The organism is Pseudoxanthomonas koreensis (genome assembly GCF_010093225.1).
In the GTDB taxonomy this organism is placed as follows: domain Bacteria; phylum Pseudomonadota; class Gammaproteobacteria; order Xanthomonadales; family Xanthomonadaceae; genus Pseudoxanthomonas; species Pseudoxanthomonas koreensis.
Map to the genome: position 1 here is coordinate 98210 of NZ_PDWM01000003.1, position 25812 is coordinate 124021.

The 25812-nt window shown below is 72.3% G+C and carries 24 protein-coding genes; 10 read left to right on the forward strand and 14 right to left on the reverse strand.

Annotated elements, in window-relative coordinates; all coding sequences use genetic code 11:
- Positions 1-41 precede the first annotated feature (41 nt).
- On the forward strand, positions 42-1061 hold the full coding sequence (locus CSC64_RS01975; RefSeq protein ID WP_162433679.1) for a homoserine dehydrogenase family protein: 1020 nt from the start codon (positions 42-44) through the stop codon (positions 1059-1061).
- Here the strand turns inward: CSC64_RS01975 and CSC64_RS01980 are convergent.
- Both CSC64_RS01980 and CSC64_RS01985 read right to left on the reverse strand, forming a co-directional pair.
- Positions 1048-4122 carry a ligand-binding sensor domain-containing diguanylate cyclase gene (locus CSC64_RS01980; protein WP_162433652.1) on the reverse strand — a complete coding sequence of 1025 codons (3075 nt, stop codon included), beginning with the start codon at positions 4120-4122 and terminating at the stop codon, positions 1048-1050. The two genes, CSC64_RS01975 and CSC64_RS01980, sit on opposite strands and share 14 nt — an antisense overlap.
- Before the next feature lie 117 nt (positions 4123-4239).
- Entirely contained in the window at positions 4240-5622 is a 1383-nt protein-coding gene (locus CSC64_RS01985; protein WP_162433653.1) for an L-serine ammonia-lyase, read from the reverse strand.
- 250 nt (positions 5623-5872) lie between these two features.
- Between CSC64_RS01985 and CSC64_RS01990 the strand changes: the two genes are divergently transcribed.
- Positions 5873-6121, forward strand: a complete 249-nt coding sequence (locus CSC64_RS01990) for a glutaredoxin family protein (RefSeq protein ID WP_162433654.1) — start codon at positions 5873-5875, stop codon at positions 6119-6121.
- A gap of 3 nt (positions 6122-6124) precedes the next feature.
- On the opposite strand, the gene CSC64_RS01995 is transcribed toward CSC64_RS01990, so the two are convergent.
- Genes CSC64_RS01995 through CSC64_RS02005 form a run of 3 tightly spaced genes read right to left on the reverse strand, consistent with a single transcriptional unit; the run spans position 6125 to position 7973 of the window.
- Positions 6125-6691 (reverse strand): YceI family protein, encoded by a 567-nt coding sequence (locus tag CSC64_RS01995; RefSeq protein ID WP_162433655.1) that lies wholly within the window; start codon positions 6689-6691, stop codon positions 6125-6127.
- Entirely contained in the window at positions 6688-7281 is a 594-nt protein-coding gene (locus tag CSC64_RS02000; protein WP_162433656.1) for a cytochrome b, read from the reverse strand. The genes CSC64_RS01995 and CSC64_RS02000 overlap by 4 nt, the downstream gene beginning before the upstream one ends.
- Complete coding sequence (locus CSC64_RS02005) at positions 7278-7973, reverse strand: YceI family protein (RefSeq protein ID WP_162433657.1); 696 nt, start codon at positions 7971-7973, stop codon at positions 7278-7280. Before CSC64_RS02005 ends, CSC64_RS02000 begins: the two co-directional genes overlap by 4 nt.
- Before the next feature lie 160 nt (positions 7974-8133).
- Between CSC64_RS02005 and CSC64_RS02010 the strand changes: the two genes are divergently transcribed.
- Positions 8134-11598, forward strand: coding sequence for a hybrid sensor histidine kinase/response regulator (locus CSC64_RS02010; RefSeq protein WP_238389716.1), 3465 nt, complete (start codon positions 8134-8136; stop codon positions 11596-11598).
- Positions 11595-12587, forward strand: a complete 993-nt coding sequence (locus CSC64_RS02015; protein WP_162433658.1) for a hypothetical protein — start codon at positions 11595-11597, stop codon at positions 12585-12587. The genes CSC64_RS02010 and CSC64_RS02015 overlap by 4 nt, the downstream gene beginning before the upstream one ends.
- Positions 12588-12599: 12 nt before the next feature.
- Here CSC64_RS02015 and hemE read toward each other — a convergent pair whose 3' ends face one another.
- From hemE to CSC64_RS02035, 4 genes are all read right to left on the reverse strand, one after another.
- Positions 12600-13673: a uroporphyrinogen decarboxylase gene (gene hemE / locus CSC64_RS02020; protein ID WP_425501646.1), complete on the reverse strand. Its 1074-nt coding sequence runs from the start codon at positions 13671-13673 to the stop codon at positions 12600-12602.
- A 43-nt stretch (positions 13674-13716) separates the two neighbouring features.
- Positions 13717-13971, reverse strand: coding sequence for a WGR domain-containing protein (locus CSC64_RS02025; RefSeq protein ID WP_162433660.1), 255 nt, complete (start codon positions 13969-13971; stop codon positions 13717-13719).
- A 205-nt stretch (positions 13972-14176) separates the two neighbouring features.
- A complete protein-coding gene (gene aroB, locus CSC64_RS02030) occupies positions 14177-15286 on the reverse strand; it encodes a 3-dehydroquinate synthase (RefSeq protein WP_162433661.1) in 1110 nt (369 codons plus the stop codon).
- On the reverse strand, positions 15283-15825 hold the full coding sequence (locus tag CSC64_RS02035) for a shikimate kinase (protein ID WP_162433662.1): 543 nt from the start codon (positions 15823-15825) through the stop codon (positions 15283-15285). Before CSC64_RS02035 ends, aroB begins: the two co-directional genes overlap by 4 nt.
- 169 nt (positions 15826-15994) lie before the next feature.
- Here CSC64_RS02035 and CSC64_RS02040 point away from each other — a divergent pair, with 169 nt between their 5' ends.
- Both CSC64_RS02040 and CSC64_RS02045 read left to right on the forward strand, forming a co-directional pair.
- Positions 15995-16198: a dodecin family protein gene (locus tag CSC64_RS02040; protein WP_162433663.1), complete on the forward strand. Its 204-nt coding sequence runs from the start codon at positions 15995-15997 to the stop codon at positions 16196-16198.
- Positions 16199-16459: 261 nt separating this feature from the next.
- Positions 16460-16915, forward strand: a complete 456-nt coding sequence (locus CSC64_RS02045) for a hypothetical protein (protein WP_162433664.1) — start codon at positions 16460-16462, stop codon at positions 16913-16915.
- A 4-nt stretch (positions 16916-16919) separates the two neighbouring features.
- Here the strand turns inward: CSC64_RS02045 and CSC64_RS02050 are convergent, their stop codons facing one another.
- The gene (locus CSC64_RS02050; RefSeq protein ID WP_162433665.1) at positions 16920-17726 is read right to left on the reverse strand and encodes a kinase; all 807 of its coding nucleotides are present in this window, start codon (positions 17724-17726) and stop codon (positions 16920-16922) included.
- A 48-nt stretch (positions 17727-17774) separates the two neighbouring features.
- Here CSC64_RS02050 and pdxH point away from each other — a divergent pair, with 48 nt between their 5' ends.
- Both pdxH and CSC64_RS02060 read left to right on the forward strand, forming a co-directional pair.
- Complete coding sequence (gene pdxH, locus CSC64_RS02055) at positions 17775-18377, forward strand: pyridoxamine 5'-phosphate oxidase (RefSeq protein WP_162433666.1); 603 nt, start codon at positions 17775-17777, stop codon at positions 18375-18377.
- A gap of 73 nt (positions 18378-18450) precedes the next feature.
- Positions 18451-19251, forward strand: a complete 801-nt coding sequence (locus CSC64_RS02060) for a cobalamin-binding protein (protein ID WP_162433667.1) — start codon at positions 18451-18453, stop codon at positions 19249-19251.
- Positions 19252-19404: 153 nt separating this feature from the next.
- On the opposite strand, the gene CSC64_RS02065 is transcribed toward CSC64_RS02060, so the two are convergent.
- Entirely contained in the window at positions 19405-19995 is a 591-nt protein-coding gene (locus CSC64_RS02065) for a class I SAM-dependent DNA methyltransferase (protein ID WP_162433668.1), read from the reverse strand.
- A gap of 97 nt (positions 19996-20092) precedes the next feature.
- On the opposite strand from CSC64_RS02065, the gene CSC64_RS02070 reads away from it, so the two are divergent.
- Positions 20093-20548, forward strand: coding sequence for a CopD family protein (locus tag CSC64_RS02070; protein ID WP_162433669.1), 456 nt, complete (start codon positions 20093-20095; stop codon positions 20546-20548).
- 5 nt (positions 20549-20553) lie between these two features.
- On the opposite strand, the gene CSC64_RS02075 is transcribed toward CSC64_RS02070, so the two are convergent.
- Complete coding sequence (locus CSC64_RS02075; protein ID WP_162433670.1) at positions 20554-22239, reverse strand: alkaline phosphatase family protein; 1686 nt, start codon at positions 22237-22239, stop codon at positions 20554-20556.
- A 208-nt stretch (positions 22240-22447) separates the two neighbouring features.
- Between CSC64_RS02075 and CSC64_RS02080 the strand changes: the two genes are divergently transcribed.
- The gene (locus CSC64_RS02080; protein ID WP_162433671.1) at positions 22448-23722 is read left to right on the forward strand and encodes a dicarboxylate/amino acid:cation symporter; all 1275 of its coding nucleotides are present in this window, start codon (positions 22448-22450) and stop codon (positions 23720-23722) included.
- A 578-nt stretch (positions 23723-24300) separates the two neighbouring features.
- Here the strand turns inward: CSC64_RS02080 and CSC64_RS02085 are convergent.
- Entirely contained in the window at positions 24301-24993 is a 693-nt protein-coding gene (locus CSC64_RS02085) for a C40 family peptidase (RefSeq protein ID WP_162433681.1), read from the reverse strand.
- 305 nt (positions 24994-25298) lie between these two features.
- The gene (locus CSC64_RS02090) at positions 25299-25784 is read right to left on the reverse strand and encodes a C40 family peptidase (protein WP_425501649.1); all 486 of its coding nucleotides are present in this window, start codon (positions 25782-25784) and stop codon (positions 25299-25301) included.
- Positions 25785-25812 lie beyond the last annotated feature (28 nt).

The following is a 25812-nucleotide window of genomic DNA, read 5'->3' on the forward strand; positions in this document are numbered from 1 at the left end:
GCACCGCGGAGCCCGCGCGCGCACCGCAGCGCCGGCTGGCGCTGCTTGGCACCGGCACCGTGGGCGCGGCCTTCGTCGCCCGCTACCAGCGCCTGCAGTCGCGCGGCCTGGCCTTGCCCAAGGTGGCGTGGCTGGCCAACTCGCGCAGCGTGCAGGCCTGCGGCAGCGGCCTGGACGCGGCGCTGGAACAGGCCATCGCCGCGCCACGGCGCGAGCTGCTGCTGCAGGGCTGGGCCGAGGCCGAGGCGCTGCATGAAGGCGACATCGTGGTCGATGCCACCGCCAGCGAGCTGGTCGCCGACTGGCATCCGGAATGGCTGGTGCGCGGGGTCAGCGTGGTCACCGCCAACAAGCTCGGCCACGGTTCGCTGCTGGCGCGCTCGCAGGCGATCACCGAGGCGCAGTGCGCGACCGGCGCGCGCTACGGCGACAGCGCCACCGTCGGCGCCGGCCTGCCTCTGCTGGGCAGCCTGCGCGCGCTGGTTGCCGGTGGCGACCGCATCCATGCGGTGGAAGGCGTGCTCTCCGGTTCGCTCGGCTGGCTGTTCGGCCGCTTCGATGGCACCTGCCCGTTCTCGGACTGCGTGCGTGAAGCGGCGGCGGCCGGCTACACCGAGCCGGACCCGCGCGTGGACCTGTCCGGCGAGGACGTGCGCCGCAAGCTGCTGATCCTGGCCCGTGCCGCCGGCCTGGCACTGGAACCGGCGCAGGTGAGGGTCGAATCGCTGCTGCCGGCGGCGCTGGCGGCGGCAGCGCCCGGCGAGGTGGACGGCCTGCTGCACCTGCTCGACGCGCCACTGGCCGCGCGCCTGCAGCAGGCGCGCGACACCGGGGGGAAGCTGCGTTTCGTCGGCCGCTTCGACGCCCACGGCGCCACGGTAGGCCTGCGCACGCTGCCGGCCGACCATCCCCTGTGCGGCGGCAGCGGCGCCGACAACCGCGTGGCGGTTTCCAGCGACCGCTATCCGGTGCAGCCGCTGGTGATCCAGGGCCCGGGGGCGGGCGCCGAGGTCACTGCCGCGGCCCTGCTCGACGACGTGCTGCGGATCAGCGCGGCGTAACCGTGCCGGCCGGCGCGTCGGGCACCACGCCGTCGGCGCGGAACAGTTCCAGCAGGCCGGTTTCCACCAGCCAGGATGGATCGCCCTCGAATGCAGTCATTCCCGCCGGCGGGCGCGCGTCTTCGCGCGGACGGTACGCCGCCCCGGTGTTGCGCCCGTCCGCCTTGGCCCGGTACAGGGCGCGGTCGGCGAGGGTGACCATCTGCTCCCAGCCGAGCAGGTGCGGCGCCTGCGGGAACAGCGGGCATTCGACCAGGCCGACCGAGGCGGTCAACTTGCAGCGGGTGCCATCGTCCAGCTCGAAGGCATGGCCGCGGATCTCCGCGCACAGGCGTTCGCCGATCCGGGCGAGGCTGCCGCGCGGCTGCGGCCGGAACACCAGCAGGAATTCCTCGCCGCCCCAGCGCGCCACGTAGTCGCCGCTGCGTACCAGCGCGGTCAGCAGCGCCGCGGTCCGCTCCAGCACGCGGTCGCCGGCGGCGTGGCCGTGGGTGTCGTTGACGCCCTTGAAGTGGTCCAGGTCCAGCAGCGCGAACACCACCACCTCGATCCCGGCCCGGTAGGCCGCATCGCGCTGGTAGAAGGCCAGGTCGGCGGGAACCTGCCGCGACAGGTAACGGCGGTTGTGCAGGCCGGTGAGCGGATCGGTGAAGCTCAGCGTCTCCAGTCTTTCGTTGGCCGCCTGCAGGTCGCGGGTGCGCTCCTGGACCAGTTGCTCCAGCGCCGCGCGCTGGCGCGCGTGGCGGCGCTGCAGCCATTCGTAGCCGATGAACACCAGGCAGGTGAGCAGCAGCGGCAGCAACAGGCGGAAGACCAGGGCCTCGTGCCAGCGCGGCGGGATCGACAGCCGCATTCCCGCCACGTTGTCCGGCCTGCCGGCGGAGAAGTCGGCGACCTCGAAGCGGTAATCGCCCGGCGGCAGGTTGGTGTAGACAGCGTTGCGCAGGTGCGGCGCGTCCGGTTCGCGCCAGCCGCGGTCGTAGCCCACCAGCCGGTAGCGCAGCTGCACCGGCCGGTCGGGCCGGAACGAGGGCGCGGAGAACTCGAATTTCAGGTCGCGCGCATGCAACGGCAACTGCAGCGGCCGGTCCTGGTCCGGATACTGCCACTGTCCCAGCACCTGCACCCGTTCGATCAGCATGCGCGGGGCGACGCCAGGCTCGCTCGGCCTGGCCGTATCGACCAGCAGCGCGCCGTCGCGGGTGGGCAGCCACAGCGTGTCGCCCGCCAGCAGGCCGCGGGCATTGCCGGCGCCGTTGCAGCACTTGTCGACCTGGCCGCCGGGGCGGTCGGCGCCGGAGTTGATCACGATCTCGGCGTGGACCGGGCGCCCGGGCCTGCCCGGCGTGCCGTCGAGGTCGGCCAGTGGCAGCCGGTACACGCCGCGCATGCCGGCGACCCACAGCCAGCCGCGGTTGGCGGCGATGAAGAAGGCGATGTTGGCCGGTATTCCCTGGGCACGGCCGAGCGCGGTCCAGCGCTTGCCGTCGAACAGCTGCAACTGCTCGTCGCGGGTGCCGCCGATGATCCAGCGGCCGTCCTCCAGCTCGTGGATGGCGGTGACCATGGTGTCCTCGGCCAGCCCGGTGTCGCGGCCGGTAGCCAGGATCCCGCCGTCGCGCCATTCGTACAGGCCGCGGTTGGTTCCGACCAGGATGCGGCCGTCGCGGGTCTCATGGACCAGCCGCGCGCGGCCGTCCGCCAGGCCCTGGGCCTGGCCGTACTGGCTCAGGCTGCCGTCCGGCCAGAGCAGGAACAGGCCATCGCTGGTGGCGAACCAGAGCCGGCCGGAGCGGTCGCGGACGATGCCGCTGACCTGCGCGCCGCGCAGCGGCGCCAGCACCGGAGGTGACTCGATCCGGCCGTTGCGCAGCACCGCCACGCCCGCGCGCGTGCCGATCCAGGTGCGGTCCGTCTCCACCAGCAGGGTGTAGGCCTCCGGGTGTGGCAGCCGTTCGCCGGCCGCGCGCAGGCGGAAGCGCTGGCCGTCGAAGCTGTCGACGCCGTCGCTGCCGCCCACGTGGACCGTGCCGTCCGGGCCGCTCGCGATCGACCACAGCAGCGCCTTGCGCAGGCCCTGTTCGTGGCCCAGGCGCTTGGTCCAGCCGTCCCAGGCCCGGGTGAGTCCATCGACCGCGCTGCCCAGCCACAGGTTGCCGTCCCGGTCCTCGTGGATCGCGCGGATCGCGCGGCTGCCGGGCAGGTCGACGACGCTTTCCACCCGCCGGCCCTCGCGCAGGCGGTCCAGCCGTTGCGGGCTGGCGACCCACAGGTTGCCGTCGCGGTCGGACTGCAGCGCCTCCACCGGGGTGTCGGCGATGCGCTGCCAGGCCTCGCCCTCGAGCAGGTACAGGCCTTGCGCGGTCCCGGCCCAGAGGCGGCCGTCGCCGTCGCCGGCCAGCCGCGATACCTGGGCCAGCGCGGCGGCGGCGGGCAGCGCATGGCTGTGCGTGCCGGTGGCATCGAGCCGGAACACCTGCCCGGTGCTGCCAACCCAGATCCCGTCGCGGTGCCGCAACAGGCTCCAGGCCGGCGCAGCCAGCGGGTGCAGCAGGGTCAGCCGGGTGCCGTCGCTGGCATAGACGCCATCCGGCCCACCGACCAGCACGCCGTCGTCGCCGGCGACGATCGTGCGCACCGGGAAGTCGCCCTGCGCCTGGTCCGGGGCGCTGACCAGCGGCACCCGGGTGAAGCGGCCGTTGCGGAACACCAGCAGGCCCTGGGTGGTGCCGATCCACAGGCGGTCGTTGCCCGCGTGCAGGGCCAGGACATGGCCGCCCAGTTCAGGGGCGTCCTGCTGGCCGTAAGGGGTGAAGCGCACGCCGTCGTAGCGTGCCAGGCCGCCCTGGGAGCCCAGCCAGAGGTAGCCGTCCTGGTCCTGGACGATCGCCAGCACGCTGATCTGCGGCAGGCCGTGTTCGACCCCCCAGGTGTCGCGCACGTAGTCGCGGAAGGCCTTGTCCGCCTGCAGCGCCAGGGCCGGCGTGGCCAGGCCCCAGGCCAGCGCGCAGGCACAGGCTGCCCTTGCCGCCGCGGCGCGCAGAAGGGCGCGGACGCGCACGGACCCGGCTGGGCTGGGCTTGGCAGCTGGCGTTTCGATCGAGAACCCCCTGTTCCCGCGCCCAAACTTACGGCTTTTCCGCCACTTTCTCCAGCGGCGCCCCTCCCGCGGTGCCGCTCAGCACTCGATGACGTTCACCGCCAGGCCGCCACGCGAGGTTTCCTTGTACTTGTCCTGCATGTCGCGGCCGGTGTCGCGCATGGTCTTGATGACCTTGTCCAGCGAGACCTTGTGCTGGCCGTCGCCGCGCATGGCCATGCGCACCGCGTTGATCGCCTTGACCGCGCCCATCGCGTTGCGCTCGATGCAGGGGATCTGGACCAGGCCGCCGATCGGGTCGCAGGTCAGGCCCAGGTTGTGTTCCATGCCGATCTCGGCCGCGTTCTCGACCTGGCCGGGGTTGCCGCCCAGCGCCGCGGCCAGGCCGGCAGCGGCCATCGAGCAGGCCACCCCGACTTCGCCCTGGCAGCCGACCTCGGCGCCGGAGATCGAGGCGTTCTCCTTGTAGAGGATGCCGATGGCCGCGGCGGTGAGCAGGAAGTCGAACACGCCCTGCTCGGATGAGCCGGGGCAGAAGCGGTCGTAGTAGTGCAGCACCGCCGGGATGATCCCGGCCGCGCCGTTGGTCGGGGCGGTGACCACGCGGCCGCCGGCGGCGTTCTCCTCGTTCACCGCCAGCGCGTACAGGTTGACCCAGTCCAGCGTGGTCAGCGGGTCGCGCATCGCCGCTTCGGGCTTGGACGACAGCTCGCGGTGCAGCGCCGGCGCACGGCGGACCACATGCAGGCCGCCGGGCAGGGTGCCGTCGCTGCGGATGCCGCGGACCACGCAGGCCTGCATCGCCTGCCAGAGTTCGCGCAGGCCGTCGCGGATCTGCACGTCGTCGCGCCAGGCCTGTTCGTTCTCGAACATCACCTGCGCGATCGACAGCCCGGTTTCGCGGCAGCGCGCCAGCAACTCGTCGCCGCTGGAAAACGGGTGCGCCAGCACGGTGTCGTCGGCGACGATGCGGTCCTCGGCCGCTTCGTCCTGGTTGACCACGAAGCCGCCGCCGACCGAGTAGTAGTCGCGGGTGGCGATGGTTTCGCCGTCGGCATCGTAGGCGGTGAAGCGCATGCCGTTGGTGTGGAACGGCAGCTTCTGCCGCTTGTTCATCACCAGGTCGCGCTTCTCGTCGAAGGCGATGGCGTGGCCGCCGGGCAGGCGCAGCGACTTCTCCTCGCGGATCCGCGCCAGCGTGGCCGGGATGATGTCCGGATCGACCAGGTTGGGCAGGTGGCCTTCCAGCCCCAGCAGCAGCGCCTTGTCGGTGCCGTGGCCGCGCCCGGTCAGGGCCAGTGAACCGAATACCTCGGCGCGGATCCGCGCGACTCGCTCCAGGTCGCCCGGCTCGGCCAGCCAGCGCTGCACGAAGCGCGCGGCCGCGCGCATCGGTCCCACCGTATGCGAGGAACTGGGGCCGATGCCGATCTTGAACAGGTCGAAGGTGCTGACGGCCATTGCGGGAGCGCGGCTCCGGAGGGACGGGAGGTACTGCGGCATTCTATTGGTTGCAGCGGCAACCGGCATGGTGCGCTGCGGGGCGGGCAGGGGCGCGCTGGCGGTGCGCCGCGCCCGCCTGGCGCCGGCTGCCGACCCGCGGGCGCCGGGCCGGGTCGGCGGGCTGGCGTACGAGGGGGGGGGCGCCACCGGTCGCGCGCCGGTTACCCTCTCCGCGAACCGACCCGCCAAGGGCCACGCCCGGACGCCGATGCCCCGCTACATCCTTTACCAGCGCGACGACTGCCATCTCTGCGACCAGGCGCTGGCGGTGCTGGCCGCGGCCCGCCTGCCGGAACCGGACAGCGGGTTCATCGACGACGACGACGCGCTGGAGGCGCGCTACGGCATCCGCGTGCCGGTCCTGCGCGACGAGGCCACCGGCGCCGAACTGGACTGGCCGTTCGACCTCGCCGGCCTCCGTGCCTGGCTGGGCCCGACGGACGACGCGGGCCGGTAAGGACTACCGCGGTTTCAGCAGGACGCGGGTGCTGATGGCGACTTCGTCGGGGATCGCCGAGGTGTCGGCCCAGTCGCCGCCGCCGACGCCGAATTCCAGGCGCTTCACCACCGCCTTGCCTTCCAGCACCGGCTGCGCGCCGCCACTCCAGCTGAAGGTCAGGGTCACCGGCTTGCGCACGCCGCGCAGCTCCAGGGTGCCGTCGGCGGCATAGCGGTCGTCGGCCAGCCGGCGGAAGCCGCTGGCGCTGTAGCGCGCCTGGGCGAACTTCGCCACGTTGAAGAAGTCGGCGGTCTTCAGCGTCGAGTCGCGGTCGTCGTTGCCGGTGGCGGCGCTGGCCAGGCCGATGCTCACGTCCAGCGTGCCGGCTTCGGGGCTGGCCGGGTCGAAGCTCAGCTTCGTGCTGAAATCGCCGAAGCGGCCGGTGAACAGTTCGCCGTCGTAGCGGCTGGCGAAGGCCAGGGTCGAGCCGGGCGCCTGCACGTAGTCGGCGGCCGCGGCGGGCGCGGTGGCGAGCATCGCCGCGAGCGCGGCGGCCACCGCCGCGGGCGTGGTGAGGCGGATGGTCATGGCGGATCCTTGCTGGGGGAGGAAGGGGGGGAAACGGCGAGCCAGCCGCGCGGCAGCATCCGCGCCAGGGTGGCGTCGCGCTGGAAGAAGTGGTGGTACACCGCGGCGGCGGCATGGCCGGCGACCAGCGCCATCAGCACCCAGAACAGGGTTTCGTGGGCGCCGTGCATTGCCGTGGCCAGGGCTTCGTCCGGCGGGCTGAGCTTGGGCACCTCGGCCAGGCCGAACCAGCGGAACGGACGCAGCCCGCTGGCCGAGTCGTACAGCCAGCCCGAAAGCGGCATCGCCAGGATCAGCAGGTAGATCGCGCCGTGGGTGAGCGAAGCCAGCCGCGCCTGCCAGCGCGGCGTGCCCGGCACCGGCTGCGGCGCACCGGCGTACGCGCGCCAGGCGATGCGCACCAGCACCAGCGCCAGCACGGTCAGGCCCAGCGACTTGTGCGCGGTGTAGACCCAGAAGTATTTCGGCGAGCGCGGCAGTTCGCCCATCACCAGGCCGACCGCGCCGATCGCCAGGATCAGCACGGCGATCGTCCAGTGCAGCAGCTGGCTGATGCCGCCCCAGCGGTCGGCGGTGTTCTTCAGGCTCATGGCGTGGCGGGCTCCTGGCGTGCGGGCGGGGTATCGGGGGGAATCGCGTCGTCGTCGTCGCCGGGATGCGCGTCGCGCTGCGCCTCGGCCTCGATCCGCAGTTCGATCTGGTCGCCGATCACCGACGGCCAGGCATCGATGCCGAACGCGCTGCGGCTCAGCGTGGCGGTGGCGGAAAACCCTGCGGTGCGCCGGAACGGCGGCAGCGGATGGCGCCTGAGCGCGTTGAAGCGCACTTCCAGCGGCACCTCGCGGGTGACGCCGCGCAGGGTCAGCTGGCCGTGGACGATGAAGCGCCCGTCATCCAGCGCTTCGACCCGGGTGGAGACGAAGCGTGCCTCGGGCCAGCGTCCGGCGTCGAGCAGGTTGCGGGCGAGGGCGGCGCGGTTCCAGTCGGGGTCGCCCAGGTCCAGCCGCTGCAGCGGGACGGCGACGTCCAGCCGCGCGCCGCTCCAGTCCTGCGGGTCGAACTCGAGCGTGCCGGTGCTTCCGGAGACCGCGCCCAGCGCCTGCGAGAACCCGGCGTGCGAAACCGCGAACACCACCCGGGTGTGGACCGGGTCCAGTTCGTAGCGCGCCGGCGTGGCCGCCGCCGGCAGTGCGGCCAGCGACGCCAGCAGCAGCGCGGCCAGCCGCGCCCGCGTGCGGCGGTGGCACGGGGCGTCAGGGGCCTGCGGGCGGCACGTGGTCATCGGCCGGCATTCTAGGCGGTGCCGGCGCGGGGGCGCGTGGCTTGCGTCTGCAACGATGCGTTGCGACGATTCGCCCGGGGGAACAGGAGAGCGGATGCCGGGTTTGCGGTGGTTTGTGCTGTGCGTGCTCCTTGCGGCCTGCGTGGCCGCGGATGCGGCCGTGCCCGAGATTCCCCGTTTCCGCGTGCTCGGGCCGGCCGACGGACTGCCCGCGACCACGGTGACCGCGCTGGCGCGCGACCGCGACGGTTTCGTCTGGGCCGCGACCTGGGACGGCCTGGCGCGCTACGACGGCGTCGGCTTCCGCGTCTGGCGCCACGATCCCGACGACCCGGCCTCGCTGCCCGGCAACGTGCTGCAGACCCTGTACGTGGATGCGCACAACCGCATCTGGGTCGCCAGCGAAGGCGGCGGAGTCAGCGTGATGGACGCCGACCGCAATGGCTTCCGCCACTTCCGCAAGGCGCAGCATCCGCAGATGGAAAGCGACGAGGTGTTCGCCATCGCCGGGCGCGGCGAGGAGATATGGCTGGGCACCTACGGCGGCGGCCTGTACAGCATCGATGCACAGGACCGGGTCCGGCGCCTGCGCTCGTCCGACGCGGAGGTCAACGCGGTGCTGGACCGGGCGATCCTGGCGCTGGCGTTCTATGGCGAGGACGGCATCCTGGTCGGCACCCTGCAGGGCCTGGTGCGCTGTTCGGACAAGCACGTGCGGCGCATGGAGCTGCCCGGCGAACAGCCGTGGCCGGCGGTGGTGTCGTTGTGGCGCGAGGATGCCGCGACCTGGATCGGCACGCCGCGCGGCCTGTTCCTGCTCGCCGACGATGGCCAGTGGCGTGCGCCGGCGTGGGCGGCTGCGTTCGCCGGCAAGCAGACGGTCACCGCGATGACTGGCGACGGCGAGGGCGGCTACTGGATCGCCACCACCGCCGGGCTGTGGCGCGTGCGCGGTGGCGATGCGCCGGTGGCGGTGACCCACGAGGCCAGGGCGCTGGGCATCAACAGCCAGGTGCAGGCGTTGCTGCGCCAGGACGATGGCGCGCTGTGGGTTTCGCTGCCCTCGCGCGGCCTGGGCTACCTGCGTTCGGACTGGCGGCGCACGGCGGTGCTGGACGAGGGCCATGGACTGGGGGGCGGCCTGTACCGCGGCATCGCCCCGGCATCGCGCGGCGGGGTGTGGCTGGCTGGCAGCAACGGCGAGGTCGAGTGGCTGGATACCGCCACAGGCGCGGTCGAGAAACAGCTGGCGCAGCCGCTGGGCCGGCGTCCCAATGCGATCCTCGAGGACCGCAACGGCAGCCTGTGGCTCGACCAGGGCTCGGACCTGGTCCTGGTCGAACGCTCCGCCGCCGATGCGAAGCCGCGCACCCGCGTGCTCGCCGCGGAGCGAGGGACCGGCGATCCGGTCATGTGGATGCGGCCGGCGCGCGATGGCGACCTCTGGCTCGCCTCTGCCAGTGGCGGCCTGCAACGCAGGAACCCCGCCGGGCAACTGCTCGATACCATGCCGGCGCAGGCGTCCGGGCTCGGCCCCACCGGGGTGTCGACCTTCGTGCTCGCGCCCGAGGGCACGCCCTGGGTCGCCGCGGAGGCCGGCCTGCGCCGCTGGAATGCCGCCACCCGCAGCTTCGAGGTGCCGCCGGGCATGGATCCGCAACCGGTACTCGCCTTCGCCTTCGACGGGCCGGAACGGGTCTGGCTGCAACGGCTCACTGGCGTGGAGTCGTGGGAACAGGCAGGCGGCCACTGGCGGATGCGGTTGCACCTGGGCATCGCCGATGGCATCCCGGCCACCGAGGCGACCGGACTGGTGGTGGACGGCCAGCACCGCGCCTGGCTGGCCACGCGCCGCGGCCTGTTTCGGATCGCCGCCGACCACGATGCCGGCGTCGCTTCGGTACGCCGCTTCGGCGTGCGTGAAGGCCTGCCCAGCCAGGAATTCACCAATCGCGCGCTGGCCCTGGACGCGGCCGGGGTGCTGGTCGCCGGCACCGGCGACGGCTCGCTGCTGCTGCTGGATACGGCGATGGACGACCCGGTGCGGCCGTCGCCGGGCTTCGTCCTCGACGCGCTGCGCGTGCGCCGCGGCGATGCGCTGGTCGACCTGCCGCTGGAGGGAGGCTTCGAACTGCAGCGCGACGACCACGACCTGGAGGTCGTGGCCCGGCTGATGGCCTTCGACGATCCCGAATCGAACCGTTACCGCTTCCGCCTGCGCGGCTTCGACCAGGACTGGGTCGTGGTGCAGGGGCGAGGCGAACGCGTGTTCTCGCAGCTGCCGCCGGGCGACTACGTGCTGGAACTGCAGGCGGCCGCCGGGCCCGGGCAGCCCTGGTCGCCGCTGGTCCAGGTTCCCTTCCGGGTGCCGCCGCCGTGGTGGCGCAGCGCCTGGGGCATCGCCGGCCTGGCCGCGGCGCTCGTCCTGGCCTTGCTGTCGCTGGCCTGGCTCTACCGCAGCCGCCTGCGCCGGCGCAGCGAATGGCAGCTGGACGTGCACAAACGCGAACTGGCCGAGCAGGCCTCGCTGGCGAAGAGCCGCTTCCTGGCGACCCTGGGCCACGAGGTGCGCACGCCGATGACCGGCGTGCTGGGCATGAGCGAACTGCTGCTGTCCACGCCGCTGGACGCGCGCCAGCGCGGCTACATCGAATCGATCCGCCGCGCCGGCGAGCACCTGATGCGGCTGGTCAACGACGCCCTGGACCTGGCCCGGATCGAGGCGGGCAAACTGGAGCTGGACGTGCACGACTTCGACCTGCGCGCGCTGGTGGCCGAGGTCGCCGCGCTGATGGCGCCGGGCGCCGGGCAGCGCGGCCTGGGCTTCCATGTCGACGTGGCCGAGGACGCGCCGCACGGGCTGCGTGGCGATCCGGTGCGGGTGCGGCAGATCCTGCTCAACCTGCTGGGCAACGCGATCAAGTTCACCGACCGCGGCGAGGTGGCGCTGGAAGTGACCGCCGGCGCCGGCGGCGGGGGCGTGTTCACCGTGCGCGACACCGGGCCGGGACTGAACGAAGAGCAGATCCAGCGCCTGTTCCGCCGCTTCGAGCAGGCCGACGGCGCCCGCACCAGCGCGCGCTACGGCGGCAGCGGCCTGGGCCTGGCGATCTGCCAGGAACTGGCGATGGCGATGGGCGGGCAGATAAGCGTGGACAGCACGCCCGGGCAGGGCGCGGCGTTCACCGTGCAACTGCCGTTGCCGGTGGCCGCGCCGGCAACGGTCGCGCCGCGGGTGGCCAGCCAGGTGGCTCGCCACATCGACCTGCTGCTGGTCGAGGACGACCCCACCGTCGCCGACGTCATTGCCAGCCTGCTGCGCGCGCAGGGCCATCGGGTGGCGCATGCAGCGCACGGCCTGGCCGCACTGGCGGACGTGGCGGTGGCGCGCTTCGACCTGGCCCTGCTCGACCTGGACCTGCCCGGCATGGATGGCTTGGCGCTGGCCCGCCAGTTGCGCCTGCAGGGCTTCGCCCAGCCGCTGCTGGCGGTGACCGCGCGTGCCGATGCCGATGTGGAACAGCAGGCGCGCGCGGCCGGATTCGACGGCTTCCTGCGCAAGCCGGTGACCGGCGAGATCCTGGCCGCCGCGATCGATGCAGTGCTGCCGGACCAGGGGCCATGAACAGGTCGCGGGCATTGCGCCTGATCCTGCTGGCCTTGGTTGCCGGCGCCCCGGTTGCGCCGGTGTCGGCACAGGTGGCGGACGTGCCGGCGGCAGGAGCGGATGCGGCGGCGGATGTCGCGCCGGCAGTGGTCCCGGAACTGCTCGGCGGCCTGCTGGCCGAGAGCCGGGGGCTCTATCCGTTGCGCGTCGGCGGCTGGAAGGCCATGGGGGAGCACCGCTACGAGGAGCAGCGACTGGGCGTGTCGGTGCGTTACCTCGACCGCAGCAAGCAGCGCTGGATCGACCTGTACTTCTACGCCGGCGGCCTGCAGGACGCACGGACGCTGGCACTGGTCGCCGCCAGCGAGCGCGATGCCATCGCCGGCGCGGCGCAGCAGGCCGGGCGCGCGGTGGAACTGGGCGAACTGCAGCCGCTTGAACTCACGCGCGGCGACGGCACCCCGATGCCGGCCTGGCGGCTGGGCCTGTCCTACCCGCAGGAGCGGCGCGCGTCGGCGATGCTGCTGTTCGCGCAGGACCTCTACCTGGTCAAGGCGCGCGCCAGCGCCGAGGCGCCGGCATCGGTCGAGGTACTGCAGCGTGCGCTGCAGGCCTTCATGGAACAGGTGGCCGCCCAGCTGCGGATCGTCAACACCGGCGCGTGCTGGCTGCCGGACAGGATCACGATCGTCGCCATGCCGCCGCCGGCCGACGACGAAAGCGTGCTGGCCAGCTTCCGCGAACCGGGGCAGGAGCAGGTCGCCGCGGCGGTGGTTGGCGACCGGGTACTGGTGGCGCAGTCGCACGCCGCGCGCGCGACCGAACTGGCGACCGGCATCGCCCAGGTGCTGTATCCCGGTTGCGTCGCGCCCGAGGAGATCGAGCCGGAAGTGCCGCCTGTGCTGCGCGAGATCCGGATCGAGTACCGGCGTCCCGCGCGCGAAGCGCAGGACGGCCATGCACCGCCGGTCGGGCGCCCACGCCCGCCCACGCGCGCCACCGGCTGAGCCGGCAGCGCTTCAGCGCGCGCTGTGCGCGTGCACCGCCTCGACCAGCGCGGCGACGTGCTCCGGATCCATGTCGGGCGACATGCCGTGGCCGAGGTTGAACACGTGGCCTTCGCGCGAACCGCCGTTGCCGGCGGCGTAGTCGTCGAGCACGCGCGCGGCCTCGGCGGCGATCTTCTCCGGGGCCGCATAGAGCGTGGCCGGATCGAGGTTGCCCTGCAGCGCGACCTTGCCCCCGGTGCGGCGCGCGGCCTCGGAAAGATCCACCAGCCAGTCCACCCCGACCGCGTCGGTGCCCGTGGCGGCCAGCGCTTCCAGGTGCGGCGCGTTGCCCTTGCCGAACAGGATCAGCGGGGTGCGTACGTCGCCTTCGCCGCGGTCCAGTTCGCGCGCGATCCGCTGCAGGTACGGCAGCGAGAATTCGCGGTAGAGCGTGGGCGACAGCACGCCGCCCCAGGTGTCGAACACCTGCAGCGCCTGCGCGCCGGCGGCGCGCTGCGCGGCCAGGTAGGCGATGACGGCGTCGGTGACCACGCCCAGCATCCGGTGCAGCAGCTCCGGGCGGTTGAAGGCCATCGCCTTGATCTTCGAATAGTTGTCGCTGCCGCCACCTTCGACCATGTAGCAGGCCAGGGTCCACGGGCTGCCGGAGAAGCCGATCAGCGGCACCTTGCCGCCGAGTTCGCGGCGGATCACGCGGATGGCGTCCATCACGTAGCGCAGTTCCGTCTCCATGTCCGGCACGGCCAGCTTCGCCACGCCGGCCTCGTCGCGCACCGGGTGCTGGAACTTCGGGCCTTCGCCATCGACGAAGTACAGGCCCAGGCCCATCGCGTCGGGCACGGTGAGGATGTCGGAGAACAGGATCGCTGCGTCCAGCGGGAAACGGCGCAGCGGCTGCAGGGTGACCTCGCAGGCCAGCTCCGGGTTCTTGGCCATCGCCAGGAAGCTGCCGGCGGCGGCGCGGGTGGCGCGGTACTCCGGCAGGTAGCGTCCGGCCTGGCGCATCAGCCAGACGGGGGTGCGATCCACGGGCTGCCGGCGCAGGGCGCGCAGCAGGCGGTCGTTGGCGGGGGTATCGGGCACGGGCAAAACCTGCAAAGGCGGAAGAAAGGGTGGTGCGGGTGGCTCAGCGCGGCGGTTCGGCGCCGCTGACGAACATCAGCTGGTAGCCGCGCTTGAGCTGGGTGTCGCGGGCCTTCTCGAAGGCGGCGGGGGCCTCGGCCTGGAGCAGGTACTGCTCGCGCCGGAGCTGGGCGCGTCCGCCGATCTGCCCGCTTTCACGCAGCAGTTCCCAGCCGCCGAACAGGTCCGGCAGCAGGGTCAGCTGCAGATAGCGGGGAGCTTCGCCCGGTACGGGGCGTTGCTGCAGGAGGATGCGCATGGGCGGGCATTGTAGCCGGGCGCGCGGCGCGGCCTGTAGGAGCCCACTTCAGGGGGCGACCCGATGGCGCCGGACCGCAGCCGCATTCGACGCGCCGGCTCCGGAGAGCATGCCAGGGTGGCGTCGCACCTTCCGGTCTCGTCGGGTCGCCCCCTGAAGTGGGCTCCTACAAGGGACGCAGGGCTACGCTGCGCCCCCGGTCGCGTCAGCTCGCCAGCAACTCCAGCACCTGCGACTCGTCCACGTCCGGGACTACTACGGCCTGGCCGAGGCCGCGCCAGAGGACCAGGCGCAGGCGGCCGGCGACGTTCTTCTTGTCCAGGCGCATGCGTGCCAGCAGGGCCTCCGGCGCCAGCCCGGCCGGCAGCGCGGTCGGCAGCCCGAACGCGTCCAGCAGTGCGCGCAGGCGCCCGGTGTCCGCTTCCGGCGCCATCCCCAGTTGCGCCGACAGCCGTGCGGCCAAGACCATGCCCACCGCCACGGCCTCGCCGTGGTTGAGCGCGCCGGTGGCCGCGTCGCCGCCGGCATAGCCCTGCTCGGCCTCGATCGCATGGCCGAAGGTGTGGCCCAGGTTGAGCAGCGCGCGCTCGCCCTTCTCCAGCGGATCGCGCTCGACGATCCCGGCCTTGTGCCCGCAGCTGCGCGCGATCGCCTCGGCCAGCGCATCGTCGTCGCCGGCCAGCAGCGCCTCGCGCCGGTCTTCCAGCCAGTCGAAGAACAGCGGATCGCGGATCGCGCCGTACTTGATCACCTCGGCCAGGCCGGCGCGCAGTTCGCGCGGCGGCAGCGTGCGCAGCGCGGCGGTGTCGGCGAACACCGCGCGCGGCGGATGGAACGCGCCGACCAGGTTCTTGCCCTGCGGGATGTCCACCGCGGTCTTGCCACCGACCGAGGAATCGACCATCGCCAGCAGGGTGGTGGGCACCTGTACGCAGTCGATGCCGCGCATCCAGCAGGCCGCGGCGAAGCCGGCCAGGTCGCCGACCACGCCACCGCCCAGCGCGTACACGGTGGCATCGCGGGTGGCGCCGAGCGCGGCCAGCGCATCGATCACGCAGCCGAAGCTGGCCAGGGTCTTGTGCGCTTCGCCGGCGGGCATGACGTGGGTGGCCACGTGCAGCCCGGGCCTTGCCGTGCGCAGCGCCGCGACCACGCGCGCGGCGTACAGCGGCGCGACATGGCTGTCGCTGAGCAGCAGCACGTGGCGGCCGCGCACCGGTGCGACCAGGCGCTCGCCGTCCCCGAGCAGGCCCGGGCCGATATCGATCGCGTACGGGGTCGCGCCGCCGACTTCGACCCGCTGGGTCCCGCTCATGCCGCGACTCCGCCGATGCTCCAGCGCGTCGCCAGCTGCAGCGCCAGACGCGTGGACGCCTCGGCCGCGGTCAGTCCATCGGTGTCCAGCACCAGGTCGGCCACTTCGCGGTACAACGGCTCGCGCACCCGCGCCAGTTCGCGCAGCACTTCCTCGCGATCGGCGCGCTGCAGCAGCGGACGGCTGCGGTCACGTTGCAGCCGCTTCAGCTGGGACTCCAGCCCAGCGCACAGGTAGACCACGAAGCCGCGTTCGCGCATCCGCCGCCGGTTCTCCGCGTCGAGCACCGCGCCGCCGCCGGTGGCGACCAGCTGGCCGCGGTCGGCGAGCAGTTCGGCCAGCGCGGCGCGCTCGCGCTCGCGGAAGCCGGCTTCGCCGACGTGTTCGAAGATCGCGGCGATGGTGGCCCCGGTGCGCTGCTCGACGTGCTGGTCGGCATCGACGAACTGCAGGCCGAAGCGTTCGGCCAGGCGTCGTCCGATCGAGGTCTTGCCGGCGCCCATCGGGCCGACCAGCACGAGGTTGGGTGCGGGGTTCATGACTGGCGATGCTAGCACCGCGCCTGTGCCCGGACGACCGTCACCGCTGCAACGGTACGCTGGCCAGAGGGCTAACGCCGCCATGCCGTGGCGTTAACGCCACGCTGTACAGACTGCGGCTCCCGGTGCACGCGCCATCCACGCACGCGCCATCAACAGGAGACGCACCATGTCGGTCGCCAAAGTCATCGAGATCAGTTCCTCCTCCAAGACCAGCGTCGAGGATGCGGTGAGGAGCGGGCTGAAGAAGGTCGCCGAGACCGTGCAGGGCATCCAGGGCGCCTGGATCAACGAGACCAAGGTGGAAACCGATGGCGAGGGCAACATCGTCGAGTGGCGGGTCAACCTGCGGGTGACCTTCATCGTGCAGTAGCGGGGGCGGCGCGGGCTGGCGCTCGCACCCGTGCGGGTACGCAGGTACGGCGTGCGTGTCCCAGGTGCGGCTGCGGGGATGAGTGCATGGGGCGGTCGGCCGCCGGTGCGGGCGCAGCGGGGCCGTGGCCGCTTTCGCCGCATGGTGCCGTTGTCCAGCCCGGGGGCGATGGAAATCATCGCCCGGGCGGGTTCCCGCGGCTGCCCGCGCCGATCAGCGGCACACGACCGACAGCACGCGACCAGCAGCAAGGGGTAAGTCATGGACAAACGGATCGCCCGCCTGGCACTGGCCGGTATCGTGGCCGTCGCCGGCATCACCGCCGCCGCCGCGGTGACGCTGGAGGACATGAAGCACTTCGAGTCCCTCTACGGCCGCTACGGTCCGAAAGGGGACTGCTCGAAGTATCCGCAGGTGGTGATCGACGCGGCCGGGTTCGCCCTGGACCAGGGCCAGGGCAAGGTCGAGCGGGCGAACCGCCCGGAGTATTCGGCCAGTTTCTTCGGCCCGGAATACGAAGGCATCAGCGGCGCGTTCTGGCCGTACTGGAACGATGCCGGCGGCAACCCGTTTGTGGTCTTCACCAACTACGACGAGAAGCCGGGCGCACTGGTGGTCGAGCCGCACGATTTCGGCTGGAAGGGCGGCCCGGCGATGCCGGCGCGCTACCAGCCGTGGCTGCAGGGCTCGCCTTACGCGCGGTGCGCCAAGGCCTGAGCCTTTACGGCGCGATGCGGCGCATTCCATCCAGGCGCAGGGTGCGGTCCGCCTGCGCGGGCAGCGTGCGAAGCGCCTGGCGGGTGATCCGTTCGTAGTGCTGGACGAAGCGCCGCAGCTGGGCGCGGTCCATGCCGGCGCGGCCGGGTTCGGCCGCCTGCAGCGCCTGTTCCTGCTGCCAGCGCCATTCGTGCACGGTGTCGAAGTCCGGCGGCTGCAGGAACCAGAGCACGTCGACCTGCGACCACAGCGGCGGGTAATCCACGGCCAGTGCCCGGTTGCACCAGCGGCGCCAGCGGCCGTCGCCGTCCTCGTCGCGCTCCAGCGCGTTGAGCGGAGCGCGCAGCGCGTCCGCATCCTCCGCCGGAACCCCCAGGCACCAGCCTTCGAACACCAGCAGGTCCAGCGGCTGCTGCGGCCGCGGCCAGCGCGAAGCCGGCAGGCGGTCGTCGCCGAGCTTGTCGAAGCGTGGCAGTGGTGGCGTGCCGCCGGCGCGCAGCGCCTCGATCGTCGCCAGCGCCAGGCCGACATCGTGCGTGCCCGGCGGCCCGCGCGTGGCCAGCAGCGGATGCACCTCGCGCGCCAGCGCCTGGCGCTGCGCGGCGGTGAGGTAGAAGTCATCCAGCGAGACGCTGGCCGCAGACAGCCCCGCCGCGTGCGCGGCCGCCACCAGCTGTGCGGCCAGCGTGCTCTTGCCGCTGCCCTGCGCTCCGGAGATGCCGAACACGCGCATGCCTCCACCATGCCGCGCGCCGCTGGCCGCCAGCGCCTGCCGCGCGAGCGATTCCGGGAAGCCTGCGTGCGTCGGCATGGGCATCGGTCCACAATCCGTGCCCCCGTCGCACGAGTGGAAGCCACCATGACCGACCCGCTGTACGCCGAGGCGCTCGCCACCTTCGGCACGCTGCTCGACGAGGCTACCGCCAGCGGCATGGCCGATCCCAACGCGATGACGGTGGCCACCGCCGGGGCGGACGGGCGGCCGGCGGCGCGTACGGTGCTGCTGAAGTCGTTCGATGCGCGTGGCTTCGCGTTCTACAGCCACTTCGACAGCGCGAAGGGACGCGACCTCCAGGCCAACCCGCAGGCCGCGCTGCTGTTCCTGTGGCGCAACCTGCGCGAGGCCGGCGTGCAGGCGCGGATCGAGGGCGCGGTGGTGCGGGTCGAGGACGCCGAGGCCGACGCCTACTTCGCCAGCCGTCCGCGGATGAGCCAGCTCGGTGCCTGGGCGTCGCGGCAGTCGGCCACGCTGGCCTCGCGCGCGGAATTCGACGCGCGGCTGGCCGAGGTCGAGGCCCGGTTCGAAGGGGGCGATGTGCCGCGGCCGCAAGGCTGGGGCGGGTTCCGCGTGGTCCCGGCCTCGTTCGAGTTCTGGTACGGCGCCGGCTACCGCCTGCACGAGCGCTGGTGCTACGAGCGCGGGACCGACGGCCGCTGGGCCAAGCGGATGCTGTATCCGTGAAGCGCGTGCGGGCCCGCGCAATGCACCGCGGCGGCGCGCCGGTGTGCCGCGCCCGTTGACGCAGGCTGCGCTGATGGGACCCCGCCGCATCGTCTGCCTGACCGAGGAGCCGACCGAGACGCTGTATGCGCTCGGCGAGCAGGACCGGATCGTGGGCATCAGCGGCTTCACCGTGCGGCCGCCGCGGGCGCGGCGCGAGAAGCCGAAGGTCAGTGCGTTCACCAGTGCCAAGGTGGACGCGATCCTGGCGCTGCAGCCGGACCTGGCGATCGGCTTCTCCGACATCCAGGCCGACATCGCCGCGGAGCTGGTCCGGCGCGGGGTGGAGGTGTGGGTCGCCAACCACCGCAGCGTGGACGGGATCCTGGACTACGTGCGCCGCCTGGGCGCGCTGGTCGGGGCCGGCGACAGGGCGCTGGCGTACGCCGATTCCCTGCGGCGCGGGCTCGATGCGGTCGAGCGCCGCGCCGCTGCGCTGCCGGTACGGCCGAAGGTGTATTTCGAGGAGTGGGACGAGCCGATCATCACCGGCATCCAGTGGGTGGCCGAGCTGGTGCGGCTCGCGGGTGGCGAGGACGTGTTCCCCGAGTTGTCACACGAATCGCTGGCGAAGGGGCGGATCCTGGCCAATGGGGATCCGGTGGTGGCGCGTGCGCCGGACATCATCCTCGGCTCGTGGTGCGGCAAGAAGTTCCGGCCGCAGTCGGTGGCTGCGCGCCCCGGCTGGGACGCGATCCCGGCGGTGCGCGACGGCGAGCTGCACGAGATCAAGTCGCCGCTGATCCTGCAGCCGGGCCCGGCGGCCCTGACCGATGGCGTGGAGGCGATCGCGGCGATCATCCATGGCTGGGCCGGGCGGCGCGGATTGTCCTGATCGCCGCGCTGGCGTCGCGCCTCCTGTAGGAGCCCACTTCAGGGGGCGACCCGGTTGCATTGAAGGTGCGGCGCTCGACACGGCGTCTCCGGAGCGGTCGCGTTGTTCGCGGCTGCATCCGGACCGCGTCGGGTCGCCCCCTGAAGTGGGCTCCTACAGCCGCTCCAGCGCCGAGGCGGTCCCCGCCAGCGACGGCGAGAGCCAGCAGTGCGATCCCAGCGCGGTGAAGCCGTGGGCTTCCAGGCGGCGCCGGTACCAGGCCGCCTTGCGCGGCTGGAAATCCTCGGTGTCGCCTTCGAACTCGTCCTCGGCGGTGAACGCCTCGAGGAATGCGATGCCTCCGCACAATTCCGCCAACCCGGGCAGTCCCTGGTTCAGCTCACGGGTCGGCAGGTAGTGCAGCACGTCGGCGCACACCAGCAGGTCGACCGGCGCGCACGGGCGCAGCCAGGCGAAATCGCCGAAGCGCGCCAGGTGCAGGTTGCGGCGGGTCCCGTGGCGTGCGACCGCGTACTCGCTGCTGTCGAAACCCAGGTAGCGCAGCTTCGGGCGCAGCTTCAGCAGCGGCGCCCGCCACGCGCCCTCGCCGCAGCCGATGTCGAGCACGCTGCGCAGCGGGCGCTCGAGGTGGTGCTCGGCGACCGCCACCGCGAGCGCGACCTTGCGTGCCAGCCGGCGCGCATCGTGGATCGCCTGGCCGCGGTACCAGTGTTCGAAGTAGGCACGGTCGTAGGTCTTGGGCATCGTGATGGTCGCAGTCGGGAGTGGAACAAGGCGCAGGTTCGACAGCCGCGGGCGCGATCGCCGAGAATCCGCCCATCCTAGCCGCAGGCCGCCGCGCATGTATGCCACCTATCTCTGGGTGAAGACCTTCCACCTGCTGTTCGTCATCGCCTGGATGGCGGCGGGGTTCTACCTGCCGCGGATCCTGGTCAACCTCGCCGAAGCGGGGCAGCAGGCCGAAGTGCGCGCACGCCTGCTGCTGATGGGCCGGCGGCTCTACCGCTTCGGCCACGTCATGTTCGGCCTGGCGGTCCTGCTGGGCCTGGTGCTGTGGCTCGGGCATCGCGTGATCGACGGGTTCCCGACCATGGTCGGATCGCCCGCGGGCTGGCTGCACGCCAAGCTGCTGCTGGTCGCGCTGCTGCTGGCGCACTACATCGTCGCTGGCCGCTGGCTCAAGGGCGTGGAGCAGGGACGCGCGCTGCCTTCGTCGCGTGCCTTGCGCGTGTTCAACGAACTGCCGGTGCTGGGCCTGGTGCTGGTGATCTGGCTGGTGCTGGCCAAACCGTTCTGATCGGCTCAGCGCTGCGGCATGAAATCGGCCGGCTGCGGCAGTTCCACCGGCACGCCGTTGCCGTCGCAGGTGCCGGCGGCGCACAGCCGCGCGCGCAGCTTCGGCGTGGCCTGCACGATCACGTGGTAGATCGCGTTCTGCTCCAGCGTGCCGCGCACCGCCGCGCTGCCGGGGCCGCGCGCCCAGATGCCCACGTCCTCGCCGCCGTGCGACTCGGACTTCAGCGGCACCAGCGCTTCCTGCAGGTAGTCGGGGTGTTCGGTGTCGACCTGGCTCAGGTCGGGGCGGCCCTGCACCGGCTCGACGGCGCTGGGCGTATGCAGGAAGCGCTTCGGCCCCGCCGGCTGGCGGTTGCTCGCGCCGGTATTGCCCGGGCCGTTGGCGTAGGTGAGCGTGGTGAAGGGCAGGCCGGTCAGGTCGCGGGTGTAGTCGGCCGTGCCGCCATCCTCGCCGCCACCGCGCACCTTGCCCAGGATCGGGTTGCCGCGCACCGGGTAGCCGACGAAGTTGAGCGTGTGCGAGTGGTCGGCGGTGACCAGGATCAGGGTGTCGTCGGCCGTCGTCATTTCGACGGCGGTGCGCACCGCTTCGGACAGCGAGACGGTCTCGTCCAGTGCGCGGAAGGCGTTGCCGTCGTGGTTGGCGTGGTCGATGCGGCCGCCTTCGACCATCAACACGAAGCCGTCCGGGTCCTTCGACAGGCGCCGGATCGCTTCGGCGGTGAGCTCGGCCAGCGACGGTTCCGCGTCGCGATTGCGGTCGTGGCCGTACTGCATGTGGTCGGGCTCGAACAGGCCGAGGACGGCCGGTGCGTCACTCGCTGCCTGCAGCTGCGCGCGGTTCCAGGCGTAGGCGCCACCGGGATGCGCGGCCTTCCATTCGGCGACCAGGTCGCGGCCGTCGAGGCGCTGGCCGACCTTGTCGTCGTACTCCGGATCGCGCGCTTCGACCGGCATGAACTCGCCGCGGCCGCCGCCGAGCAGCACCTGCGGGCCGTGGCCAAAGGGCGTGGCGACCATCTGCCGGGCGATGTCGGTGCAGCCGGCGGCCACCGCTTCCGGCGGCAGGTCGGTGTCGTTCTCCCAGTTGCGGTCGGGCGAATGCGCCCAGGTCGCCGCCGGGGTGGCGTGGGTCAGGCGCGCGGTGGTGACGATGCCGGTGGCCATGCCGGCGCTGTCGGCCAGCTGCAGCCAGGTCAGGCGCTGCTTGCGCAGGCTGTCGGCGCAGTCGTGGCGGTCGCCGGCCGAGACTCCGATCGCGCCCATGTGGCTCTTCACCCCGGTGGTGATCGCGGTCATGGTGCCGGCCGAATCGGGGGTCTGCGAATCGGTGTTGTAGGTCTTGCTGAAGCCGGTGGCGGGGAAATGCTCCCAGCTCAGCAGGTTCTCCTCACCCGGGCCGCCCTTGCGCTGGCCGTCGAGGATGCGCGCGGCGGCCACCGTGGTCAGGCTCATGCCGTCGCCGAGGAACAGGATCACGTTCTTCGCCCTGCCGCCCATCGCGCCGCGGCTGGCGGCCTGGGCCGCGCCGCTGCGGTACCACCATTCCGGGGTCGCGCCCTGCGGGTGGGCCACCGTGGGCACCGGGACCGTGATCGCGGTGGCCGGGCGGGTGCCGCCGGGGGCGGCGCAGGCGCCGAGCAGGGTGGCGCAGAAGGCGGTCAGGGGCAGCAGCAGGGTGCGAGGGTGCATCGGGTTCCGGCAGTGGAGGAGCCGCCGGCCTACGGGCGCGGCCCGTCGCGCGGCGCCGTGTCCCGACGCCGGTGGCGCGATTGGGGTGGCACCCATTATGCCGTGCCACCAGTGTCATGCCGATGACATGACGCCGTTCCGCGCACGCCGTCGCGGGAATCGCCGCCGTTGGGCTATCGTGCCCGCTTCGCGCTCCGACGGACTCCCGATGAAACTGGTCTCGGCCTGGCTGGCCATCCCCTTCTGGCAGCGCGTGCTCGCCGGCTTCGTCCTCGGCGCGCTGGCCGGCTGGCTGATGGGCCCGGCGGCAGAGACCTGGTTCGGCCCGCTGGGCACGATCTACGTGACCCTGATCCGGATGATCGCGGTGCCGCTGGTGCTGTTCGCGGTGGTCAACGCGGTGGCCTCGCTGCACGGGCAGAAGTCGATGGCCGCGCTGGGCGGGCGCACCTTCCTGTGGTTCGCCGCCACCGCCACGCTGGCGGTGTGCGTGGGCCTGGGCACCGGGCTGCTGCTGAAGCCGGGCCTGGGCCTGACCGGACTGGAGATGGCCGCCGACTACACCCCGCGCGAAGTGCCCACCCCGGTACAGGTGCTGCTGGACGTGGTCCCGACGAATCCGTTCAAGGCGCTGGCTGACGGCAAGATCCTGCAGGTGATCTTCTTCGCCGGCCTGGTCGGCTTCGCCCTGGTCAAGCTCGGCGAGCGCACCGCGCGGCTGCGCGCGCTGGCCGGCGAGGCCAGCGAGATGATGATCCAGGTCACCCGCTTCGTGCTGGAGATGACCCCGCTGGGCACCTTCGGCCTGATCGCCGGGCTGGTCGGCAGCTACGGCTTCGAGCGGCTGCTGCCGCTGGGCAGCTTCGTGTTCGCCCTGTACCTGGCGTGCACGCTGCACATCGTGTTCGTCTACGGCGGCCTGCTGCTGGCGCACGGACTCAACCCGCTGAAGTTCTTCCGCGGCGCCGCGCCGGGCATGCAGGTCGGCTTCGTCAGCTCGTCGAGCTTCGCCTCGATGCCGGTGGCCATGCGCAGCGTCACCCACAACCTGGGCGTGGACAAGGACTACGCCGCGTTCGCGGTGCCGCTGGGCGCGAGCATCAAGATGGACGGCTGCGGCGCGATCTACCCGGCGCTCACGGCGGTGTTCGTCGCCCAGTACTTCGGCATCGACCTGTCGCTGAACCAGTACTTCGTGATCCTGCTGGCTTCGGTGCTGGGCAGCTTCGGCACCGCCGGCGTGCCCGGCACGGCGATCGTGATGGTCACCCTGGTGCTGAGCGCGGCCAAGCTGCCGCTGGAAGGCATCGCCCTGCTGGTGGCGATCGATCGCGTCCTCGACATGATGCGCACCATGACCAACGTGACCGGCCAGATGCTGGTGCCGGTACTGGTGGCCAAGCAGACCGGACTGCTGGACCGCGAGGTCTACGAACGCGCCTCCAGCAACGTCGGCCTCGAGGAGGCCGGCGTCGGGGATTGAGGCCGCCGGCGCCCTGGGGAAACAGGTTCTTCCCGTTCCGGGGAGATCCACGCGAGCCCGGGCGTGAAAAGCTGAAAAGCGTCCGGTGGCGTCGGCTCCGGCGGGGGCCGCCGTTCTGCCGCACTGGGGGTCGTCGCTCACGTCGGCGTCCCTGCCCAGTTCGCGAGCGCGGCACATCCCTGTGCCGCTCGACCCCCAATGCGACAGAACGACGTCCTCTCGCGGCGTTGCGGGCATGGCTTCGTTCGCCCCGATCGAACCGCATGACTCTTGTAGAACGCATCGCCATGCTGTGTATCGGGGGCCAGTAGAAGCCACGCCCCCAGAAGATCGCGATAGGACGCCGTACCTTGGGTATATGGCCCAAGTGGCACATGGATGTGCCACGGCCCTGAGTAAAGACAGGATGTCGTCCCGAAGGGTGGGCCATATACCCAAGGTGCGGCGGCCCCCACCGGAGTCGACGCTCCTGCCTTATCAAGCCTTCCAGCGGTACGGAAAAAACGAAGGCCACCCGGAGGCGGCCTTGCGTTCGATGCGTTGATTCGTTGGAGGCGACCCGGTGCCCCGCCGTGCGGTCAGATCTCGACCCGGCGCGCCTGCATGAAACGGTTGCCCCAGTAGCCGGTGTCCATGCGGTCCACCCGCACGTCCTTGCCGCGGCTGGGCGCATGCAGGAACTGGCCGTCGCCGACATAGATGCCGACATGGTTGACCCGGCCGCGCAGGCCGAAGAACACCAGGTCGCCCGGGGTCAGCTGGCTGCGGTCGCGGATCAGCTGGGCGTCGGACTTGGCCGCCATCTCGCGCGAGACGCGCGGCAGCTCGATGCCCAGCGCGTTGCGGAACACGTAGCCGACCAGCCCGCTGCAGTCGAAGCCTTCGGTCGAGGTACCGCCCCAGCGGTACGGCGTGCCGATCAGGGCGGTCGCCGCCTTCAGCACCTGCTGCACCCGGCTCTGCTCGGCCGGCTGCGACTGGGCCGGCACGCCCTGGGTCAGGTCGTAGGCGGCGAGCAGGCGGCTGACGTCGCCGGCGAACATCGCCGAGCGGTCGAGCAGGGGCAGGCTGTCATTGCCGGACAGATGCGGCAGCAGCGCGGCCAGGGTGGCGTTGGCGGCTGCGTCGGCCTTCTGGCGCAGGCTGGGGGCCGGGGCGGCAGCAGGCTTGGCGGCGGCGACGGGAGCGGCCTTCGCCGGTGCGCGTGCCGCGGCAGCGGCCGGCAGGGCGGCAGCCGGCGGGTCGGCAACGGCCGGGACCAGCGCCGCCATGTCGATTTCGGGGGCGGCCACGGCCAGCGCGGGCGCGGCCTGGGTGATGGCTTCCGGTTCCACGGCGGCCGGTCCGGCCAGCGCCGGCAGGGCCGGGAGGGCCAGCAGCAGGGAGAGGAGGGAATGCAGCACCCGGCGCGGAGCGCGGGCGGCAGGAGTGGCGGCGGGGTGGCCTGGGTTCAGGTTCTCGGACGTCACGCGCGGATCACAGAACAACGATGCGGGCGATCATGCCGGCTTCGCTGCTTCGTGATGTTCACAAAAAGTTAAAATATCGTAAATACCGGCGTGCGCCTTGTCCCATTTCAGCGCAGAACGCGTTTGGCGCCGCTGTAGTGATCGCGCCAGTACGGGCCGTCCAGATGGTCCAGGCGGACCGTGCCGCCGCTGCTGGGGGCATGCACGAAGCGGCCTTCGCCGACGTAGATGCCGACGTGGGTGACCTCGCCACGGCGGCCGAAGAACACCAGGTCGCCGCTGGCCAGCCGGGCCGGCTCCAGGCGCGGGCCCTGCACCGCGGCCAGGTCGCGCGAGCTGCGCGGCAGGCGCAGTTCGAGCATGTCGGCGAAGACGTAGTTGACCAGGCCGCTGCAATCGAAGCCGGAATCGGGGGTGTTGCCGCCGTAGCGGTAGGGGGTGCCGACCAGGCTCAGCGCGCGCAGGGTCACCGCGTTGGCGGCGGCCGGGTCGGCGGGTGCGACCATGGGCCAATGGCCACCGCCGGGGGCGTCCGCACGGACGGCTTCGCGGCCGCAGCCGGCGAGCAGGAGGGTGCCGAGGGCCGCCGCCAGGGCGACGCGGCGGCCCTCGGCACCCTCC